This is a genomic window from Rhodonellum sp., assembly GCF_030656585.1.
In the GTDB taxonomy this organism is placed as follows: Bacteria; Bacteroidota; Bacteroidia; order Cytophagales; family Cyclobacteriaceae; genus Rhodonellum; species Rhodonellum psychrophilum.
This window is the reverse complement of the sequence record NZ_JAUSPP010000020.1, coordinates 23,641-41,956: the sequence shown is the minus strand read 5'-3', so window position 1 is coordinate 41,956 and position 18,316 is coordinate 23,641. Positions and strand designations below refer to the sequence as shown.

16 protein-coding genes and 1 tRNA gene are annotated in these 18,316 nt (G+C 44.7%); 8 read left to right on the top strand and 9 right to left on the bottom strand.

Annotated elements, in window-relative coordinates:
• Position 1: 1 nt before the first annotated feature.
• The 5 genes from Q7J63_RS04485 to Q7J63_RS04465 all read right to left on the bottom strand — a co-directional run bounded on the left by Q7J63_RS04485 (position 2) and on the right by Q7J63_RS04465 (position 4,924).
• On the bottom strand, positions 2-778 hold the full coding sequence (locus tag Q7J63_RS04485) for an enoyl-CoA hydratase/isomerase family protein (protein WP_304884293.1): 777 nt from the start codon (positions 776-778) through the stop codon (positions 2-4).
• 94 nt (positions 779-872) lie between these two features.
• Positions 873-2,849, bottom strand: a complete 1,977-nt coding sequence (locus tag Q7J63_RS04480) for a ComEC/Rec2 family competence protein (protein ID WP_304884291.1) — start codon at positions 2,847-2,849, stop codon at positions 873-875.
• Between the two features lie 69 nt (positions 2,850-2,918).
• On the bottom strand, positions 2,919-3,485 hold the full coding sequence (locus Q7J63_RS04475) for a DUF3575 domain-containing protein (RefSeq protein ID WP_304884290.1): 567 nt from the start codon (positions 3,483-3,485) through the stop codon (positions 2,919-2,921).
• 43 nt (positions 3,486-3,528) lie between these two features.
• Positions 3,529-3,966: a GNAT family N-acetyltransferase gene (locus Q7J63_RS04470; RefSeq protein ID WP_033405225.1), complete on the bottom strand. Its 438-nt coding sequence runs from the start codon at positions 3,964-3,966 to the stop codon at positions 3,529-3,531.
• On the bottom strand, positions 3,923-4,924 hold the full coding sequence (locus Q7J63_RS04465; protein WP_304884289.1) for a PhoH family protein: 1,002 nt from the start codon (positions 4,922-4,924) through the stop codon (positions 3,923-3,925). The genes Q7J63_RS04470 and Q7J63_RS04465 overlap by 44 nt, the downstream gene beginning before the upstream one ends.
• 104 nt (positions 4,925-5,028) lie before the next feature.
• On the opposite strand from Q7J63_RS04465, the gene Q7J63_RS04460 reads away from it, so the two are divergent.
• The 4 genes from Q7J63_RS04460 (at position 5,029) to Q7J63_RS04445 (ending at position 6,867) form a co-directional block, all read left to right on the top strand.
• Entirely contained in the window at positions 5,029-5,808 is a 780-nt protein-coding gene (locus tag Q7J63_RS04460; protein WP_304884287.1) for an S-adenosyl-l-methionine hydroxide adenosyltransferase family protein, read from the top strand.
• 1 nt (position 5,809) lies between these two features.
• The gene (locus tag Q7J63_RS04455) at positions 5,810-6,106 is read left to right on the top strand and encodes a putative quinol monooxygenase (RefSeq protein ID WP_304884285.1); all 297 of its coding nucleotides are present in this window, start codon (positions 5,810-5,812) and stop codon (positions 6,104-6,106) included.
• Between the two features lie 90 nt (positions 6,107-6,196).
• Positions 6,197-6,280 (top strand) — tRNA-Leu (locus tag Q7J63_RS04450).
• Positions 6,281-6,564: 284 nt separating this feature from the next.
• Positions 6,565-6,867 (top strand): hypothetical protein, encoded by a 303-nt coding sequence (locus tag Q7J63_RS04445; protein WP_304884283.1) that lies wholly within the window; start codon positions 6,565-6,567, stop codon positions 6,865-6,867.
• Positions 6,868-7,383: 516 nt separating this feature from the next.
• On the opposite strand, the gene Q7J63_RS04440 is transcribed toward Q7J63_RS04445, so the two are convergent.
• The 3 genes from Q7J63_RS04440 to Q7J63_RS04430 all read right to left on the bottom strand — a co-directional run bounded on the left by Q7J63_RS04440 (position 7,384) and on the right by Q7J63_RS04430 (position 10,281).
• The gene (locus Q7J63_RS04440; protein WP_304884346.1) at positions 7,384-9,039 is read right to left on the bottom strand and encodes a sulfatase; all 1,656 of its coding nucleotides are present in this window, start codon (positions 9,037-9,039) and stop codon (positions 7,384-7,386) included.
• Between the two features lie 722 nt (positions 9,040-9,761).
• A complete protein-coding gene (locus tag Q7J63_RS04435; RefSeq protein WP_019600483.1) occupies positions 9,762-10,109 on the bottom strand; it encodes a hypothetical protein in 348 nt (115 codons plus the stop codon).
• 1 nt (position 10,110) lies between these two features.
• Positions 10,111-10,281: a hypothetical protein gene (locus Q7J63_RS04430; RefSeq protein ID WP_019600484.1), complete on the bottom strand. Its 171-nt coding sequence runs from the start codon at positions 10,279-10,281 to the stop codon at positions 10,111-10,113.
• Positions 10,282-11,009: 728 nt separating this feature from the next.
• On the opposite strand from Q7J63_RS04430, the gene Q7J63_RS04425 reads away from it, so the two are divergent.
• The gene (locus tag Q7J63_RS04425) at positions 11,010-12,434 is read left to right on the top strand and encodes a DASS family sodium-coupled anion symporter (protein ID WP_304884279.1); all 1,425 of its coding nucleotides are present in this window, start codon (positions 11,010-11,012) and stop codon (positions 12,432-12,434) included.
• An 83-nt stretch (positions 12,435-12,517) separates the two neighbouring features.
• Here Q7J63_RS04425 and Q7J63_RS04420 read toward each other — a convergent pair whose 3' ends face one another.
• Positions 12,518-13,435 (bottom strand): sugar phosphate isomerase/epimerase, encoded by a 918-nt coding sequence (locus Q7J63_RS04420; RefSeq protein ID WP_304884277.1) that lies wholly within the window; start codon positions 13,433-13,435, stop codon positions 12,518-12,520.
• Positions 13,436-13,665: 230 nt separating this feature from the next.
• Here Q7J63_RS04420 and Q7J63_RS04415 point away from each other — a divergent pair, with 230 nt between their 5' ends.
• From Q7J63_RS04415 to Q7J63_RS04405, 3 genes are read left to right on the top strand one after another with little or no spacing between them, the layout of a single operon-like run.
• Entirely contained in the window at positions 13,666-14,376 is a 711-nt protein-coding gene (locus tag Q7J63_RS04415; protein ID WP_304884275.1) for a hypothetical protein, read from the top strand.
• On the top strand, positions 14,373-17,132 hold the full coding sequence (locus Q7J63_RS04410) for a TonB-dependent receptor (RefSeq protein WP_304884273.1): 2,760 nt from the start codon (positions 14,373-14,375) through the stop codon (positions 17,130-17,132). Before Q7J63_RS04415 ends, Q7J63_RS04410 begins: the two co-directional genes overlap by 4 nt.
• Entirely contained in the window at positions 17,132-18,289 is a 1,158-nt protein-coding gene (locus tag Q7J63_RS04405) for a DUF4249 domain-containing protein (RefSeq protein WP_304884271.1), read from the top strand. The genes Q7J63_RS04410 and Q7J63_RS04405 overlap by 1 nt, the downstream gene beginning before the upstream one ends.
• The last annotated feature ends 27 nt before the right edge of the window (positions 18,290-18,316 follow it).

The following is an 18,316-nucleotide window of genomic DNA, read 5'->3' as shown; positions in this document are numbered from 1 at the left end:
ATTACCAGGTAATGGGTTTTTTGTTCAAAAATGCATCAATCCCTTTTTTGCAATCACTGGTACCGCGGGCTTTGGCATTCATGGCCGCGGCATATTCCAACCCTTCCTCGAGTGTCCGTTCTTGGATTCTCGCAATCATTTCTTTGGTCAGGGCCATGGCACTACCTGAGTTTTGTTTGATCAATTTCTGGGCATAATCATAGACGATTTCGTCAAGTTGATCGGCATTCACCACCCAATTGATGAGTCCGATGTTTTTGGCTTCCTCCGCAGAAATCGGATCGGCATCCAAAAGCAATTGGCGGGCTTTTCCTTCCCCGATTTTGCGCAGCAGAAAAACCTTTACGATTGCCGGTATGAACCCAATCTTGACCTCCGTGTAGCCAAATTTGGCTTCGGGAACGGCAAAAGAAAAATCACAAACCGATGCCAGCCCACAACCTCCTGCCAATGCATGCCCCTGAACCTGGGAAATAATCACTTTGGGAGAAGTGTAAATCAGATGGAAAAGTGTTTTTAGATTTCTGCTGTCGGCAAGATTTTCTTCAAAGGTATTGGTTTGAAGGGATTGGAGGTATTCCAAATCCGCCCCGGAGCAAAACACCTTTCCGGCAGCCTTGATGACGATGATTTTCACATCAGGATTTATCCCCAAATCCGTCAAGGCCTCCTTCAGCGCCTCGACCATTTCGGCATTCAGCGCATTCCGCTTTTCGGGTCGGTTCAATTCCAAATATCCAATCCGGTCTTTTATGTTTACACTGAGATAATCGCTCATATTTTTTTAATTTTTTTGATCCCACCTTGATTCTGTGGGGAAAGGACTACAAAGGGAAATATAACCACAAGTTGCTCCCTTCCAAAATTCAAAACTAGTTTAGGTTGATCTTTATCGCATTTGTGCCTACCGGAATCGTGTCCTTGAAATCCAGCGGCATCCACTGCTCATTTTTCCAGTGGTGGACGGCTTTCACTGTTGCCTCAGGCGAAACTACCAAATGGGCACCCGTAAAGGTAACCGTTCCATTTCCTTTGGGAAGCCAAACCTTCAGATTGTTTTCCAAACCGAAGGCTGGAAGTTTCAAGGTTTCCCCGGAACTCCCCCTGTTGGGAAGTACTTTATAGGAGAGATCAGCTTCTTCCACACTCTCCTCCCAATAAAACACCGCTCCATTTTGTCGGTAATCCATCGCAAAACCATTCCCTGAGGCATAGAGGAGCAATTCCTTGTCATCGGAAGGAAAGACAAATTTGGAAAAATGAAAGGCTCCAAAAACCAAAAGCGCAAGCATTCCCGTGTATAACTGCCATTTCATGGGCATCACCCAAAGGAGGAGCAACATCGCCAAGACAAACCAATACATCCAAATGGAAACAGGATCGATATGGAGATTGGAGATTTTGGCCATGGGCAAACCCTGGACAGCAAAAATCAATTGGTTCAGCAGCAGAATCAATTTCTCCACCACCCAGCCCAGCCCTTCCGAAACATAGGGGACCTTGGCCAATACCATGAATGGCACCCCAACGGACATGATCAAAAAAGCGCCGGGAATCGCGATGAGATTGGACAGGATAAAATAAGTGGGGAACATGTGGAAATAATAAACTGAGATGGGGAAAGTGGCCAATTGGGCGGCAATACCCACCGAAGAAATCTGCCATGCATATTCCAAGAATCTATTTTTCGGCAACCAAATCCCCACGATCAAGGGTTGGAAAAGCAAGATCCCCAAAAGCGCCATGTAAGAAAGCTGAAACCCTACCGCATAGATCAGAAAGGGGTCAAAAGCCAACAGAATGAGTGCAGAAAGCGCTATGGCGTTGAAAATGGAGGGGCTTCTGGATTTCATTTGGGCGAGGGCCATCAAGGAAAACATCGTCGCCGCCCGCATCACCGATGGCGACATTCCCGTCAACAAGGCATAGCCCCAAATAATCAGGATAAGAAAGGAAAGGTATAGGATTCTTTTGCCTAGGGAAAGGCGAAAGGGTTTGACAAAAAGAAAGAAGAATCCATAAACGATCCCCACATGAAGCCCCGACACTGCCAAAATATGCATGGCACCCGTACTCGCATAGGCTTCGCTGAGGTCTTTCTGCATGTTTTTCTTTTGGCCAAGGAGCAGTGCTTTCGCGACCTGATTGGCTTGGTAATCGATGATTTTCAGATCCATTTCCCGAAGGATTCCCGATCGGATTTTCAGGAACAAATCTTCCACAGGTTGCTCATTGACAGTTCCCAACTTACGGAACCGATTGCCGATGAAGTGCTGATGTGAGATTTGTTGCCGCTGCAAAAACTTCCGATAGTTGAATTCCTTTGGGTTATCCGGTGGGGAAATCTCCTGCGGCATTCCCTTCACCCATAACAAATCGCCTGGCTGCAGTCCCGCATCTCCGCGATGGTAAATGAGGATTTCCCCCTGAAGGGGAAAATGATCCTTCCCCTCAAAGCCGGATTTAAGCAAAAGTCTGTTGGCAATCGAGTTGGGCTTTTGTTCATCATTGCCAAGGACCACAGCAACATATCCTGTCAGTGGTTTTTCCCGATGGAGTATATGCTGAGGATGGTTTTGGCTGTCTGTCAGATGGCTGAAAAAAGCGCCGGCGAAGAGCAATTGGGCATAGGCCAGAACCGACAGCCAAGGCCTGACCAAAAATCGATTCCATTTTTCCTGCACAACCAAAAGCAGCACATAGGCAAGAAACAAGGAAACCAAAAACCCCAAATAGAATTGTGGAGAAAAAGAATCCAGAAGGGGGTACAACAGAATCCCCAACACGAAAAAAAGAATATATCTTAAAAATGGAAACTCACTGAATCTCATCGGCAAGGAATTTTCCATTAATCTAGGCATTAAAACAAAAAAAGGAACCCCTTTGGGCTCCTTTCACTATAAATTAAACGACTAATTTCAAAATCGATATCCTACCGAAAATCCGGCTTTGAATTCCACTGCAGAAAAACGGTCATTGACCTCGGAACTGAATCCGCGGGCGATGTTGGCATAAGGCCCAAAGGCAAACTTGTCATTGAAAACCCATTTGTAACCTGCCCCAAGGCCAAGGTAACCAGAGTTCATATTGGTCACCGTGGTGATTCCGTCAATTGCTTCCGTAAAATCCCCAAATCTGTATTTGAAGAAAGGAAAGAGATAAAGTTTTGCATCCTGATTCCCATCGAAATAGAAATTATAGGAAACGAGCACCGAGCTGGCATCGAAATTCCTATTCCCCTCTTGAGAATTGTAACCAAATCGATCATTGAGGTGGAGCTCTACCCCGATGGATTGTTCACGGGAAAGAAACTGTTCATAGCCCAACTCAATGGATCCCAAAATAATGGTGTTGAGAAAATTCAGTTTTATCTCGCCGGTACTGTGGTCCTTTTCCATTTTGACAGCAGGCTGCATGTCAGTCTGTGCGTAGATGGAAAAACTGATCAGGAATATGGCCAAGAAGCCAAAAATGGATTTTTTCATTTTTATAAAATTAAATTATCAACAAAGTTAGGGAAAAACCCTTCTACAAATACAGTTCCATTTTGAAATGCTGGATATTACATTCCTCGAACATGGGGCCGGTTTTTTTGAAACCGAATTTTTCGTACAAAGGAATGGCGGTAAGTTGGGCGTGCATGTACAACAGTTTCCCTTTTGCCGATTCATGGGAAGCAATGTCTTCCACGACGGCCTTTACCAAAGCCTGTCCAACGGCCTTCCCCCGCATGGGTTTCAATACGGCAAATCTTTCCAATTTGACTCCGTTTTGGGTGAACCTCCAGCGGGCGGTTCCCGCAGGCTCCCCTTCTATTTTCGCCAGAAAATGCGTAGAAGTATTCTCGAATTCGTCGTATTCCTCAGCCGGATCCACTTCCTGCTCCACAACGAAAACATCCTCCCTGATTTTGAAAATGGTATTAAGCTGCTCCTCCGTCTGGACTTTTTCTACTGATATATTCATCTCTTTTTTGTTCTTTTTTGGCATCGTCTTTTTCATAAGCTTCAATGATGGATTTCACCAATCGGTGTCGAATCACATCCTTTCCGCTGAGTGTCACCACGCCGATTCCCTTGATGTCCTTGAGTACAGCCAATGCTTCGCGAAGCCCTGATTTTTGTTTGGTCGGGAGATCCACTTGGGTCTGATCTCCGGTGATGATCACCTTGGAGTTGGGGCCCATTCTTGTGAGAAACATTTTGATCTGTTCGTTGGTGGTGTTTTGTGCTTCGTCCAACAATACAAAAGCATCGTGCAAAGTTCTTCCCCTCATGTAAGCCAAAGGAGCAATCTCGATCACCCTGGTTTCCTGATAGAATTTGAGTTTTTCGGAAGGAACCATATCGCTCAGAGCATCATAAATGGGTCTCAGATAGGGATCGAGTTTCTCCTGCAAATCCCCTGGCAAAAACCCGAGGTTTTCTCCTGCCTCGACTGCGGGGCGGGTAATGATGATGCGTTTGACCTCCCGATTCTTCAATGCTCTGACAGCCAAAGCCACGGCGATGTAAGTTTTGCCCGTTCCAGCTGGACCCAGTGCAAAGACCAAGTCATTTTTGGAGGCGGATTCTACCAATTTGCGTTGATTTTCGGATTTGGGTTTGACCACGACGCCTTTGTTTCCGTAAAGGATGACATCGTTTTTGATGTTTTCTTCAAACGGAACCCCCTCCAGAGAGATATACTCCTTGACATTCTCGGCGGTGATCCGTCCGAATCTTTCGAAGTGCTGAAGGAGCATGTTGAGGACATCGTTGATTCTTAAAATCTCGGGTGCACGGCCCTGGATCCGAATTTCATTGCCTCGGGAAACAATTTTGCTTTCCGGAAATGCGGCGGCAATCTGACGGATATTCTCGTTTTCTGAGCCCAAAAAGTCCAGTAACGGAATGTTTTCTAAGGTAATTACTTTTTCTACCAATCGATTTGTTTTGATTTAAAGGATTCTGGTAAAGGTTAAAGAATAAAATTTCTACTTTTGTTTGACCTATCACAAAAATACAAAATTTTAATAGACTTGCTCATATGGCACTGATAACATTCACATCAGATTTTGGAGACGGGGATTATTATGTCCCGGCGGTTAAGGCGAAGATGTTATCGATCAATCCCCAATTGAACATTATTGATATTTCACACAGTGTAGACACCTACGACATTGCCCATGCGGCCTTCATTCTGCGGGCGGTTTACAAGGATTTCCCCAAAGGAACCATCCACTTGATGGCCCTGAATGGCACCAGCAACATGACCGATGGTTTTATTGGTATTAAACTGGAAGACCATATTTTTGTTGGCCCCAACAATGGAGTTTTGAGCTTATTGTCGGACCATGACCCCGGCATCATCGTACAGTTTGCGGATATCCACCTGAAGGACAGCACTTTTCCTGCCAAGGACATTTTGGCACCCATCGCCGCAAAAGTTGCCTCCGGCGCAGCCATCCATGATTTTGGAGGCCCTTTGATGCAGATGAAAAAAATGATCCCCAGGCAGTTCAAGGCCACCCGGAAACAAATCATCGGCCATGTCGTGCGGGTGGACAATTATGGCAATCTGCTGACCAACATCAGCAAGGAAATCTTCGACAAGCTCAATCCAGGGAAATTCACCATCGAATTTAGCCGGGAATCCCTGACCAAACTCAACAAGACCTACGACCATGTCGAGCCGGGCGATTGCTTTGCGATCTTCAACAGTTTGGAGCTATTGGAAATTGGCATCAACCATGGGCATGGTGCGGATTTGCTCGGCCTGAGGCTGGACAGTCCTGTTTTCATTAATTTTTTCCCCGAGGAGGCTTGATATGCTGATACGAGTAGTCAGGATGACCTTTAGGGAAAATGCGGTGGAAGAATTTCTTTCCAATTTCGACGCCATCAAGGAAAAAATCCGGGGATTCCGAGGTTGTCACCATCTGGAACTCTGGCAGGACGAAAACCAGAAAAATATTTTCATGACTTTTAGCCATTGGGAAAATGAGGAAGCCTTGGATCAATATCGTGATTCCGAGCTCTTTAAATCCGTCTGGGGTGCTACGAAGCCCCTTTTTTCGGAAAAGCCAATCGCTTTCAGCTCAAAAAAAATCCTGGAACTGCCCTAAAGGACTTGCATGGAATAAAATCTTTATTCATCTTTGCATCCCGATCAGAAAGGAACGGGTCAAGTTTCTTACCAAAATTTGAAATTGCATGCCCAGGTGGCGGAATTGGTAGACGCGTTGGTCTCAAACACCAATGAGGTTACACTCGTGCCGGTTCGACTCCGGCTCTGGGTACAAAAATGAACAAAAAAGGGCTTCTAGACATCTAGAAGGCCTTTTTTTGTGTCTAATTGTTCAGAACATTAAATACCTTTCAGAGGCGTAGAAGCGGTTTTTTTCTTGATAAGGTTTAAAAAATCCACTTTTGTTCAGAAGAAAATGAAGCGTATTAAGAAGATAAATAATTGTTAAATATTTTTTTTGGGATTTTACACTGTCGCGAAGAAACGTCTTATATGATTCACCAAGGGGAAATTTTGGAAAAAGTGCTTCGGCGTAAAAAAATAAATTTTGTCCAGTTGGCTAAGATGATTGGAGTGACCAAGCCTACGATATACAATTGGTTTGATACCGTCACACACCCAACCGACCGACTTGAAAAAATAGGAAAGTCAATCAATTATGATTTTTCGGCAGACATTCCTTCGATGAATAACCCATACCGTGAACCAAGCACAAGAATAAATCCCCAAAAAGTGGAGCCGGATATCTACCAAACAAATGAGGTCACGATCACGATCAAACTGACCGGTGATGAATCCCGACTTAACGCCATCATCCGTCAACTCAAAAAACTAAACGAAGCAATGAAATCAGAGTAAGTTTTCAGAGGTCAATCGCTAAGCAGTTGATTTGGAGGGAATTTACGAATCCGGCTCTGGGTACACAAAACCCCTTTAGAAGCGATTCTGAAGGGGTTTTTGATTTTTTATCTTCCCCCTTTTTATTATAGAATTGGCTTTCCTCCTGATTTAGATTTCATCTTTTCACTTTTCGCCAAAGCCGATTTACCTTGTTTCCTTTTATTTGGAATGCGCCAAAGCCAAAAACCCCCAATCTATCCGGAGCAAGCCTGTAGAACTGTCTCCTGCTTTAACCGGAAATATGCAATAGGTTTCCAAATGGGGTTGAAACTACAAGAAAATCAGACTATTGGGAGAATAATTCCCGACACCAATAGGGTGAAGTCAAGTATATTCAACACCTAATTTATTATCAGTAAATTACATTATTGCATTGAGTTCGTAATGCATAAAACGGGTTTAACTGATGTTACCTAATGATTTAGGAGGTGTTTTGATCTGTATCCAAAACCCTAAAAAACCATCCTCTACCCCTTATTTTCCCGCCTCTATCCTTTTTCTCCTTTCGAGGATTTCTTGCGCTTTCTCTTTGGAAACCCCAAAAACTTTCCCGTTCAAGGCGTCTTCCATAAATTCATCGATGTAGCGCTGACTGATCTGGGAATTGTCTTTGTACTTGTCCCTCATGGCGTCCAAACGGGAATGCAAATCGGCGGTGATGGCGGCATAGGCAGGGTTTTGGTATTCGTTTTTGAGCTCCATTGGGTCATTTTTGAGGTCGATCAACTCCCATTGGTCTTCCACAAAATAGTAATGGATCAACTTGTACTCCTTAGTCACAATGGCATAATGTCGGTTCACCATGTGCTCAGCGGGATATTCATAATAATGGTAATAAACGGCGTCCCTGGTCCATTTTTCTCCCTGATCGGTCAGCAGCGGAATCAGGCTTTCCCCTTGCATATCCTCAGGAGCTTCAATTCCGGCAGCTTCCAAAAATGTCTGGGCAAAATCCAGATTTTGGACCAGTTCCTCCGAACGTGTTCCCGCCTTCACTTTGTCGGGCCAAGAGATCAACAAAGGTGTCTTGAAAGACTCATCATAAATAAAACGCTTGTCGTACCAACCATGCTCGCCCAAATAAAAGCCCTGATCTGATGTATAGACAATGATGGTGTTGTCCATCAGGTCATTTGCTTCCAGATAATCGAGCAGCCTGCCCACATTTTCGTCCACTGCCTGAATGGTACCCAAATAATCCTGCATGTAGCGCTGGTATTTCCATTTCATCTTGTCCCCATCGGTCATTGTCGGGTAGCCTTTCTTAAATTCTCCGTTGACTTTTGAATATGCATCCATGAACTTTTCTTTCTGGGATGCATTTAACCGACTATATTCAAAAGCATAGCGCTGCTTGTCAAATCCAATCTCGGGAATCCCCAATTCATCCATGATCTCAGGAAAAACTTTATGGTCTCCGGCCCAGGACATGTGGTCCAGGATGTTCATTTCCGCCTCTCCCGCCGGAGTCGCCCTTCCGGAATAATCGTCGAATAGGGTGGCCGGCTCGGCGAAAGTCCTGTTGGTAAATTCATCCAAATGCCTTTCGGCCATCAACCATGACCTGTGAGGCGCTTTATGCAAATACATCAGCATAAAAGGTTGCTCTTCCTTCCGCTCATTTTGAAGCCAGTCCAATGTCATGTCCGTCACGATATCCGTCACATATCCCTCCACGGTGATGTTCCCATCATATTTGGTGATAAAATCCGGATTGTAATACGCTCCCTGCCCGGGAAGGATTTTGAACTGGTCAAAACCTTTTGGGCTGTTGCCAAAATGGAGCTTTCCGAACATGGCCGTCTGATATCCTGCTTCCTGGATGATCTGGGGAAATGTGATATTCGTAGTGTCAAAATGAAAATGGTTGTCCACTTTCCCGTTGAGATGCGAGTGCTTTCCGGTCAAAATAGTGGCCCGGCTCGGTGCGCAGATGGAATTGGTCACGCTGGCATTGGTAAACAACATGCCCATTTTGGCAATCCTGTCAATATTGGGGGTTTCAATCAATTTGTTGTCATAGGCAGAAATGGCCTGATAGGCATGGTCATCCGACATGATAAAAATGATGTTGGGCCGCTCCTTTGTGGCAGGATTGGCTCCGTCCTGTGCATAAACCGCGATCCCCATCAACAGGAGAAACGCGGTGGAAAATGTGGTTTTCAGGTTCATGGTGGATCTAGGTTTGGTTATATGGGTTTTTGCTCAAAAATACCCTCCCTTGGTTTTCATAAATCAGGAAAGAGTTGCTTCATGCATCCTCCTGCTCTTTGGAAACCTTAATGGAGCAATAAATGCCCCATCTGCTTCCCCGGGGAGTGATGAATGCTCAATAAATCACTTTAGATTGTATTATCCAACGATTTTTTTACCAACACAAAAATTCATTACAAATGGAGTTCGGAATCCAATCCATTGAAAATCTTCTTGTTGTTATCGATTGGATTTGACCTCCACTTGGAAAAAGTGGTTTGGCTGTATCAATCTCATGTAATCCCGAAATGGGCAACGGCTTGCTTTATGGTCTAAAAACTGCTGAAAAATCAGACTATCTGGAGAATGAGTCCTAATACCGATAGGATGAATTCAAAAATAGCAAACAACCGCCTGACGATTAAGTGTTTTGGAATGTGTTGAAATTAGTAAAGCCTAACACGGATTAAAAAAATGCTTGGGTTATAAAAAAAAATTGATCTGAGTGACTCCAGAACGAACAGGAAAAACAAATTCAAATATATGGACCTGTTTTCCGCTGACACAAAGGCTGCTGTTACGGACGCTAAAAAGCGGGCGTGGAATCGAAAAGAAAAGGAAAAACATCTACCTTATCATTTCGTTTTTCATAACCGTTATTAGGCTTTTCTGTTTGCCTTGTCTTCCCTCTTCTTCTTTTTTTTGACCCTATCCTCTTTCTGGAATTTTTTCCCTTCTCCATCAAAATAAACTCCATTCGATTCCATGTCGGACATCGTGCTTTGTAGGGTATTTTTAAACTTCACCCTATGTTTTTTAGGGATTTTATCGTCCTCAAAAAGGGCCCCCAACACCTTGAACAAAGCTGCCCTACTGTAACCGGATTCTTTTTCAGTTTGGTAGGGTTCATGCTTCATTTGGCTCAATTCTTTGACCGTAGAAATAATAAATATCACGAAAGCCACCACGACCACCAAGGTCAATATGAATATATCCAGATTCTCCATATTATTTCTTCATGTTGAATAAAATCAAAAAACCCAAAATGGTCGGGCACCATAGACCTATAAAAATCGCCTTAAGGGGTTCCTTTGCGATTACAAAATAATATTCTGATATCCCGATCAACACGACCACCAATATCATGATAACGATTTCGGATTTTTTAAATTTCTTCATGAATTTTGTTGTGAGGAGACATTGGTGTTTTCCAATGGATACTTGTAAAGGAATTACCCAATCTTCTAAACTTCCCTAAAGCTTGTTGATCAGGACTTGTATTTTGATAAACCCATACAACCCCATAAAGTTTTTTTCGGGGAAATAATATGCTGCTTGAGGGCTGTTTTTGCAATCGGTACAGGGGATTATTTTGAAAACCCGGTGACCAAACAAAAAAAATTTCAATTCTTTTTCAACCCGAATTCTAAGACATCGAAAAAGTGACGTAAAGCATCTGACTTGATTAAGTTAGATGGAAATGCGCATTGGATTTCCTAAAGGATATTGAAACGACAAGAAAATCAGGCTATTGGGAGAAAAAGACCCAGCGCCGATTTGACAAAGTCAAAAGAGCAAACAACTGACTGATGATCAACAAACTTCAATATGGAATACAAATGGCGATACACAACAAGGGTTCAATATTTATCGACTTTTGGTTTTGGGAGAATAAAGGGATGACATGGGTTGGAAATGGATGTATTGCCCGATCATTCCCCACTTGCTGAACGGGATTGAACGCTTTCTTTGCGCTTCCTTTTGCCTCAAAACAAAGGAAATATCAGCCAACGGCTAACCTTACCCCTTCAAAATGGCATTCCAAAACCCCCGGAATTTCAAGGCGATAACGCAAATTTTCGTATTTTCACGAATTGAAAATTAACGCACAATGAATACTTTTCCACATGACTCACAATGACTCCCGACAAACCGCAATAAGGCTCTATAGAAAACTCCGCTTGGGGTGGATTTTCAACACTTCCACTTTCACGGGCAACTTTCTCCTGGCATTGTTGATTGGCTACTTTTTCCGGAAATTGGGCTATGCGGACGATGTCAATTATGTGTTTTTCCTGAGTGTCTTGGCCATTGGGCTTTGGGTGACGGAAGCCATTCCTCCCTTTGCCGTAGGCATCTTCGTCATCGCGGGATTACTTTTTGGTTTTGGGACAGATTTTATTCTGGAAGGTCAAAAAACTCCCGTGGAAATGTACCTAGGCACTTGGACCAGCAATGTCATCTGGTTGCTCTTGGGAGGGTTCTTTCTGGCCGAAGCCATGGGCAAAGTCTCCTTGGACAAATCGCTTTTTCGCTTTACGGTCAAGCGATTTGGTGACAGTCCCGAAAAATTATTGTTGGGACTGATGTTCACCACCGCCGTGGCCAGCATGGTGATGTCCAATACCGCCACCACGGCCATGATGATTTCCTCGATCCTCCCACTGACCAAAATGTTGGGAAAACACTCTCCATTCACTAAGGCTTTGCTTGTGGGCATTCCCGCTGCCGCCACCTTGGGAGGTATGGGCACCATCATCGGAAGCACCCCAAATGCAATCGCGGTGGGTGCTCTTCATGAAAAGGGATTGAACATCACCTTCTTGGAATGGATGGCCTTTGGCTTGCCTACGGGCATGCTTGCCGTGTATCTTTTTTGGTTGTTTCTTACCAAAAAATCTGATCTCAACAAGATTGTGTTGGATATATCGGATCTGGTTTCCTATCCCAAGGACAGAAAACCATTTGAGCGAAACGCTGTGATTTTCACGCTCATCATCACCGTGGGCATGTGGCTCACAGAACCCTTGCATGGCATCCCCATCGCGGCTACCTCCGCGATCCCGATTGTGCTGCTTACGCTATTTCAAATCATCAAATCCGAAGATGTCCGGCGATTGCCTTGGGACACTTTGATGCTGGTAGCGGGCGGTCTTGCACTGGGAATCGCAATGGTGGACGTGGGATTGACAGATATCATCATGGAAAAAATCAGCGCTTTGCCCATACCGCTTGTGGGGGTGGCCATTGTCTTCAGCATCATCGCGGTATTGATCTCAAATGTCATGAGCAATACAGCGGCGGCGGCCATCTTGGTACCACTGGGATTGGCCTTGCCTGATCTCTATGGTTTTGCAGTTCCTTTGATAGTGGCCTTAAGTTGCTCCAGTGCCCTTTTGCTTCCCGTGTCCACACCTTCCAATGCCATCGCTTTTTCCACGGGAATGATTGAACAAAAGACCTTTAGGAGCGGGGGCATTCTTATGATTTTTCTCGGACCAGCCTTGGCATTTGCCTCTGTGATGATCTGGGCACTGCTATTTGTCAGGTAGGGGATTATCCTCTCTTTGGAAAGACCCGAATGGATCCTTGCCTATCGACCAATGCACGAAACATAAGCCAAAAAGGCAAAGCTTCAGACCGAATCCACCGCTGCTTTCATTTTTGCCAATCCTGTCTTGGCCACCTGCAAAGGATCCTCTTTCCAATAATTCGGGTTAAACAGTTCCAAAGAAAGGACTTTGTTTCCGCCCATATTTTTGAGCGTTGTAAGAATTTCCTGCATGGGCGCAGCCCCGTCTCCGGGATAGACACGGTCCTTGTCCTGCTGCTCCTCCCTTGGAATATCCGCGACAAAATCATTCATGTGAAAAACCTCGATCAGGTTTCCATCCAACATTTTCAATCCTTCAAAACCTGAATTGCCCCTAAAAAGATGGTAAACATCGGGCAATATCCTGGCATCCGGATCATTGGCCACCGCGGCAACCATCAGCACTTGTCCCAGATGGTGAAAAAATGGGAATGCTCCCCAAAACTCCAACTGCGGCATCACGCCCGTGCTTCTGCCCAAGTCCAAAAGGGCTTTGTATCTTTTCCCCGCCGCAAACAAATCCAGATTGGCTTTGACACCGGCTGCAGGGGCCGCCACCCGCTTGCAACCCAAAGCAGCCAGCATTTCCATTTCCTCCCGCATCTGTAAAAAACCTGCATTTCGCTGAGTTTCATCATCTACCATCCAGGGAGCAAAACCGATGGCATTTTCAAATTTCAACCCACTGTCTTGGATATACTTCTTCAATCCGGAAACCGTATTGCCAGCCTCCAAATACTCTTGAATGTCCCTTATCCAAAGCTCCACCCCATCATATCCTGCCTTGGCTGCGATATCCAAATAGGCTTTCAATCCTGGTTTCTGCCCACTGATGGTACTGGTATTCAAGCAGAAACTGAATTGACTCGCCTTTGGAGGGGTTTGTCCCTGAAGTTGGGTGGTCATCAGCGTTCCTGCGCCCAATCCCATGGTCTTGATCATATTTCGTCTGCTCAGCATATCGTTCTTTGTTTAAAATCCCCAAAAGCCCAAACTCCCATCTATTTCCCAAAGAAAACGGGAAGATTTATCCGCTCCTTTGGATTTATTTCATGTCCTTTAAAACACAAACATACAATGAGAATCAATGCATAATCCGCCATTGGTATAAAATCACCCCTTCTTTACTACCCCATCGACAATTAATTAATATATTGTTTTCCGAAATTGCTTTTCCCCAAAACAAACCCATGAAAGCTGTATTTTTTCTAATTTCATTCCACCTGACTTTTTGTTTTGCAGCCTTGAGCCAGACCAACTTGACTTTCCAGGACCTTTATCAAAAAAATATCCCCCTGTTTCAGGACATTATCAGTGGTGGTTATTATTTGGATCCCCCGAAGGAAATTGAAGGGCATCCCTATTTCATAAGCAGAAACCTTGAAACAAGCTCGCTCACCATCAATGGCCTCCGCTACCAGAAAGTCCCACTTTCTTACAACATCTTCACGGATGAGTTGATCACTTTTCAACCCATTCACAAACAAAAAATACTGATTCGCCCCGATAAAATCAATGCCTTTGAAATAGAAATCACGGGCAAGCACACCTTCGTCATCGTCCCCGAAAATCCTGGCTACCTGCATCACCGAAAAGGCATCTACGAAATCCTGGATGTCGGCAAAGTCAACTTGCTCCAAAAACACTACAAGCTGACCAAGCCAAAAAGGGAATTGAGTACCTACACCTCGGTTTTTTATGAAAAATCGGATTATTTCCTCCAAAAAAACAAAGAAATAAAACGCATCAGCAAACCCAAACAAGCTTTTGATTTTTTGGAACTTGACAAGAAGATCATCCGAAAACAACTTCGTGAAAAACAATTGATTTTTAGGGAAAACCCCGCAGCCTATCTTTCTTTTTTGACGCAACTGTACAACAAACAAGACCTCCTTCCATGATAAAAAAAATACTGCTGGTTTTGTTGGGATGGACACTGCTCATGGGACCTGCTTTTGCTCAGGTTAAATCTGCTGAAGAAGAGAAATTTTCAGGATTCTTTCCAGGGATTAATTTCGCCCGTTTTGCCAACCAAATCGAGTCCTCTACGGACTACCGCTTTTATTTTGATCTCTCCGAGGTCGAAAACATACAGGTGAACATCAATGCCAAAGACAATACGCTTTCCCAAATCCTTGAAGTGGTTTTTGAAAACAGCAATTTGAAATTTGTAATCGATGGCAAAAAAAGGGTTTTTATCACAAAGGGCTCAAAATTGGATTTCGCCTTGGCCAAGGATTTTTTTCAGATTGGTGAAAAAGGAGAACAAACTGACAGCCTTCAAGGCAATGATGAATTGAAAAGGGCTTTTACCCGAAACAAACTCTATGTCATCGGCAGCCCGGAAAAGAGCAATTCCGCGACTACCGCAACCCTGACAGGGAAAATCACGGGTCTGGAAACGGGAAACCCGGTGTTCGGCGCAGTAATCTTTGAAAAAGTGAATTATTCCCGGGCCATTGCCAACGAACAAGGGATATACAGTTTCACCCTTCCCAAAGGCCGGCATACCCTTTTTGTCCAGAACCTGGGTGGATTCGTGGAGCAGCGTCAAATCAATCTCCAAGGAGATGGGAGTTTGGATATGGCCATCGAGGAAAACATCATCTCACTTTCCGAAGTGGTCGTCAGTTCCGAGAAATTGACAAATGTTTCCAGACCGGAAATGGGTGTGCAATCCCTAAGCATGAATACCATGCGGAAACTCCCGGCAGTATTGGGTGAAGTGGACATTCTGAAGGGATTGCTCACGCTGCCCGGCGTCAACACGGTCGGAGAAGCCAGCGTGGGATTCAATGTCCGCGGTGGAGCAGCCGACCAAAATCTGATCTTGTACAACAACACGACGATTTATAACCCCGCCCACCTCTTTGGGCTTTTCTCGGCTTTCAATCCCGACATGATCGAAAGTGTGGACCTTTACAAAGCGGGTGTACCCGTCAAATATGGGGGAAGACTTTCCTCCGTGCTCAATGTAAATGCCAAATACGGAAGCAAAGAAAAACTGAAAGCAAGCGGAGGCATTGGCCTGATGACTGGCAGACTGACGCTTGAGGGGCCTATCGGGGACAAGACGACCTTCATCATCGGGGGAAGGTCCACGTATTCCAACTGGCTTTTTGATCTTTTGGAGGAGAAAACGGATTTCCGGGAAGGAAGGGCTTCCTTTTACGACTTGAATTTCAACATGGAGCACCGACTCAATGACAAAAACATCATCCGGTTGAACAGCTACATGAGCAAGGACAATTTCCGTTTTGACCAGGACACTTTATTCGGCTATCAAAACCAAAATATCAACCTTAGCTGGACGCATTATTTCAGTGAGAGACTAGAAGGTGAGTTTGTCATCGGACAGGACCGGTACAAATTCGGAATAGAAGGGAGAGACAATCCACTGAACGCCTATGATTTTGGATTTGACATCCAGCAGGATCATCTAAGGGCCGATTTTGTATTCGAAAAAGACCTCAAGCATACCCTGAATTTTGGATTCAGCAGCATTCGCTATGGCCTAAGACCTGGTTATATCGATCCTTTCGGTTCAGCATCCATCGTCAACCAGGAGAAGGTGAGCCCAGAGCAAGCTTTGGAAACTGCCCTTTATTTCGGCGATGACTTCGAGATCAACGACCGCATCTCCGTCAACTATGGTTTGCGCTACGTCATCTACAATTCCCTTGGACCAAATACGCTTAAAACCTACCAACCTGGACAAGCCATTTCTGAGTCCACCGTCATCGGAGAAAAATCCTACGACAAAGGTGAAATCATGAACACCTATCACGGGCCTGAATTTAGGATTTCGGGAAGGTACAATTTGGATAAATTCTCCTCGATCAAAGCCGGATACAACACCATGAGGCAGCATATCCATTTGCTGACCAATTCCTCTTCCATTTCCCCAACCGATACTTGGAAACTCAGTGACCCCAACATCAGGCCGCAATGGGGAGATCAGATTTCATTGGGCTACTACCGGAATTTGAAAGCCAACACTTATGAGTTTTCGCTCGAAGTCTATCATCGGTCGATGAAAAACCTGATCGACTACCGCTCGGGGGCTTCCTTGGTCCTGAACAATGACATCGAACAGGACATCCTGAGAACCGACGGAAGGGCTTATGGTGCGGAGATGATGCTCAAGAAAAACAGCGGTAAACTCAATGGCTGGATCAGCTATACCTATTCACGATCTCTTCTGCGAACAGCGGAGGATGAAACGGCCGAGAAAATCAACGGAGGAGAATATTATCCCAGCAATTTTGACCAGCCCCATAATATCGTCCTTGTCGGCAATTATGAATTGAGCAAAAGAGTCGGTGCCGCTGTCAATGCCAACTATTCGACCGGGAGACCCGTCACGCTTCCCGTGGCCAAATTCGTCTACGGCGGCTCAGAAAGAGTCTTCTTCTCGGATAGAAATGCCTATAGGATTCCCGATTATTTCCGGGTAGACCTTTCCATGAACCTAGAGGGCAACCATAAAGTCCGAAAACTGGCCCACTCCTCTTGGTCACTTGGCGTTTACAATGTTTTGGGCCGAAAAAATCCCTATTCGGTTTTCTTCACACCCGTCAACGGGGTATTGAAAGGCTACCAACTGTCGATATTTGCCCAACCGATTCCATTTGTGACCTATAATTTCCGCTTCTGATGCCGAACCATAACTGTCAAATCTCATTTTTCCTTTTGCTCATGGTCCTTTTTTTTGGCGGATGCAAAGACCCTTTTGAGCCTGAATTTGCGGAAACGGATATTTCTCAATTGGTCGTAGAGGGATTCGTGGAAACGAATGGGGCCGAATCAAAAATCCTCCTCAGCCGGACTACGCCCATCAGCAATCCCACAGACCAACTTATGGAATCCGGAGCACAAGTATCGCTTGAATCGGATTCGGGAACCCAATGGGATTTTAATGAAACGGCATTGGGTGTGTACACGCATACAGGTTTTTTTGATACCCAAAAAAAATATAGGCTGAAGATTGTCCTGAAAAACAACCAACAATATACTTCCGAGGAGCTCACGCCAATCGTCAGTCCGGAGATTGAAGAGGTAAACTTCAGGAAGAATGAGGAAGGAGTTGAAATCCTCCTCAGCACGAGAGGGACGTTAACCTCCGAATATTTTTTGTGGGAATATGCCGAACATTGGATTTTCAGGCCACGCATCCAAACCATCTACATCTACAATCCGGAAACAAAAGAAGTGGACTTCCGAAAACCCGAACAGTCCATCAGCCTTTGCTGGACCGACAATCTATTCCCCAAGATCGTCTTGGAGAATGCGGGAAGGTATTCAGGCAATTTCATCTTTCAGAAACCGATTGTCAAGATCCCCAACCTCTCCGAAAAATTGATGCAGCGCTACAGCATCAATGTCCGCCAAAGGGCCATCTCGAAAGAAGCTTTTGATTTTTGGGAAATTCAAAGGAAAAACTCCGACGATATCGGAGGCATCTTTAGTCCATTGCCATCACTAATAGGAGGCAATTTCAAGAATATATCCAATGCAGCAGAAAATGTCATCGGTTTTGTCAGCATGGGACAATCCAGCGAAAAAAGGTTGTACATCAATGTCGCGGATGTATTTCCCTGGCCGGTTTTCATTCCGGAATACGAATTCTGTCAGGTAGAAACAACACCTACCTTTATGGCAAATTACGAATTTAAATTTGGTTCTGGTGTGTTTATTCCAGCCGTTCCGGAAATTGCAGGCACCACCACCATAGGTTACAAGGCTGCATCCACAGCATGTACCGATTGCACATTGAGAGGCTACAATGTCAAACCTGTCTTTTGGGAAGATTGAATGCCGATTTTATTGAAAAAAACGATT